Source organism: Bartonella sp. AD13SXNS, assembly GCF_042196465.1.
In the GTDB taxonomy this organism is placed as follows: Bacteria; Pseudomonadota; Alphaproteobacteria; order Rhizobiales; family Rhizobiaceae; genus Bartonella.
Genome location: NZ_JBHIQI010000045.1, coordinates 1 through 2,690 on the forward strand (window position 1 = coordinate 1; position 2,690 = coordinate 2,690).

The window sequence follows — 2,690 nt, forward strand, 5'->3', positions numbered from 1 at the left end:
CTATCGGCTGTTTTGGTATAAAGAGATGCCATTTTGTCTTCTGACCAGCCAAAAAGCGCTTTCATTTGGGAAACTGTAGCACCAGCATTGGCGGCGCGTGTTGCTGCTAATTTTCGCAAGCCGTGAGCTGATTTTTTAATCCCTGCTGCATTACATGCTTCACGAAAGAGGTTGCCAAAACTTTCTTTGACAAGCTTATTTCCACCTTTACCACAAATAAATGTTTCATTACCTATGGGACCAATTTTAAGGGTTTCCTCTAGTTCTGGTAAAATAGGAAGAAAAACATCTGTTTTAAATTGGCTCTTTTCTGTTTTGAGATAAATGATATTATCTTTGACGTCTTTCCAGCCGATACGAACGGCATCACCACGACGCAAGCCTGTATAAAGAAGAACATCAATCCAGACGCGTTCATGTGTACCATGTGACCAACGGTGATAATATTTGTCTATGTCCTCTTCTAGCCATGGCAGTAATCCCTCACTGTTTAAAGATTTTGGTGCTTTTATATTAAAGGCAGGATTTCTATTTAAAAGGGCATTATCAACCGCCCAATTAAAGAGACCGTTTAAAGAGGTCAAAAAATGTTTTGCCGCCGCGGGGGTCTCTCGCCTTCTGTCTACGGCTTCAAGAATGTGTTGTTTGTTTATGCTTTTATATGCACGATCACCGATATGTTTAGAAACATTATTCAGAATTCGATATTTAACTTTTTTAGTAGATTCTGATTGATTATGCCATTGCATGCTTTGTAAATACTGATGCAACAACCAATCGAAAGACCCTTCTGTGAGTCTGGTACGCCTCTTTGTTTTGGAGGAGCCATTTTGAGCTTGTTTAATAGCCAGCGTATAATTATCAACAAACTCTTGCGTTCCATAGGTTCCTTCAATCCGAAACCGTGGTCCATGACCAATACGTATATACCATATAACTTTACCATGGCGTGTACGTTCACGAACAAGATGCGGCGGACGGCGTTTTGGCATGGCTAAAACTTTATACCGTCGACAGAGGGGCAACTTTTGCTGGTCTCGTAGTCTTCTTGCTCGTTTTCAAGTGGTGGAAAATCGTCAATGCTATAAGTATTATCTGTCGTTGTTGGTGTTATGGTTTTATTGATATGAATTAATAATTCCCCTGTAGGTTTGATTTCTATGAGTTCACATCCTTGTTTTTTAGCTTCTCTTAAAGCACGAGCAATAGCTGGTTGCGTGATAGTAGGTGGGCGGTGTGGCATGTTTATTCCCCTTCATTGAGATGTAATTCCCCCGTGGCGTGAATCACGCTGGTGTTAAAATCTTTGTTTTTGTTGCTAGAAACGGCTTATAGAGATACTATAAGATTAGTCGTTCGTTATTTTCTCATCTGGTTTTTTCTCTAGTTGAGATTCTTCTATCGTCATCAATCCAGTCGTTCCAACATACACATGCATCACCGTAAATTTTTGCATGACCGTAAATATGCGCATCACCGTAAACTTGTGCATTGCCGTAAACACGCGCCCTATCGTAAATGTATGCCTCTTCGTAAACTTGTGCATTGCCATAAACTTCTGCATTATCAAAAACGTTCGGTTCACCGCAAATATATGCATCACCGTAAACTTCTGCATGACCGTAAATGCATGGTTCATCGAAAACTTCTGCTTTGCCATAAATACGAGAATTGTCGTAAACCTCGGCATAACCGTAAACATGTGCATTTTCGTAAACCTTAGCATCATCATAAACCTTGGCATAACCCCCAACCCAGCAATTGCCATCATGACTTAGATTGTCTTCTTTCTCGATATAGCCGCCAAGATCACCTTTCTTGACGTCCCCCAAATCTCTCAATGCACGAATGCGGCGGAGCGTTTTGCGCCCAACTTCGATTGTTTCATCTGTCAGTTCGTATTTCTTTTCCATGGTTTATTTCCTTGATTTGCGTACAATCCACCCGTGGCGTGAATCACGCATTACTTGAAAGTGTTAAGAAGGGTGGGGGTGCGGGGAGGAGAGAGCACCCCCATAGGTTTAAGCAGCTTTTGCCAAAATCTTTTGCATCTCTTGTTCTATTTCCCCTAAAAAGATTTCGACAGCTTTATTAATCTCTTCAATGTATTGCTCATCACGGTTGATGCGTTTGATTTTCATTCTCAAACCAGTAGATCTGCCTACAAAGTTTGGATTATAGCTCATGAAATGACACCATTTGCGTCCTGTGCACGCCATTTGGAATTGCATTTGTGCGATATATTCAGGCTTGATTTCGTCATATATAAAGAAGCGCAAATGCGTGGTTGATTGTGGGCATTTGACTTCGATTAAACCGTCCTCTCCAATGAACCCATCAGGACTAGCCCCCGCCATTTCCATTTTTGGGTGGGGGATAAACCCGCATCTTGTGACTTCTGCGTCATAAATGAATTCATATTCTCTCAAGGCATTCTCTTCATGTTCAATGCCCCATTGCATAGCCGCGGTTGTATAAGATTGGCTTATTTCACCTATTAAGCGTTCTGTTATGAGTTTGATTTTGTAGTCTTCATATTTGCTTGTAGGCAAACCTTTTGCTGTCTTACTGAGTATATTGTAAACGTTTGAAGCAGTGACTTTTCCTAAGCGCGCTTGAAACCATTGTGCTGTTCTTTGTTCCATTTCACACCGCCGTTTGTTGTTGAGTTGGTGCATATTCAATATCTT

At 41.1% G+C, this 2,690-nt stretch carries 4 protein-coding genes; all 4 read right to left on the reverse strand.

Annotation, left to right across the window (positions count from 1 at the left end; genetic code table 11):
• A partial coding sequence (locus tag ACFIMQ_RS09110; RefSeq protein WP_375703901.1) for a tyrosine-type recombinase/integrase occupies positions 1-992 on the reverse strand: 992 nt, incomplete at its 3' end.
• 2 nt (positions 993-994) lie between these two features.
• Complete coding sequence (locus ACFIMQ_RS09115) at positions 995-1,243, reverse strand: hypothetical protein (protein WP_015857131.1); 249 nt, start codon at positions 1,241-1,243, stop codon at positions 995-997.
• 124 nt (positions 1,244-1,367) lie between these two features.
• On the reverse strand, positions 1,368-1,913 hold the full coding sequence (locus tag ACFIMQ_RS09120; protein WP_375610752.1) for a hypothetical protein: 546 nt from the start codon (positions 1,911-1,913) through the stop codon (positions 1,368-1,370).
• A gap of 108 nt (positions 1,914-2,021) precedes the next feature.
• Entirely contained in the window at positions 2,022-2,645 is a 624-nt protein-coding gene (locus ACFIMQ_RS09125; protein WP_375703902.1) for a lambda exonuclease family protein, read from the reverse strand.
• Between the last annotated feature and the right edge of the window lie 45 nt (positions 2,646-2,690).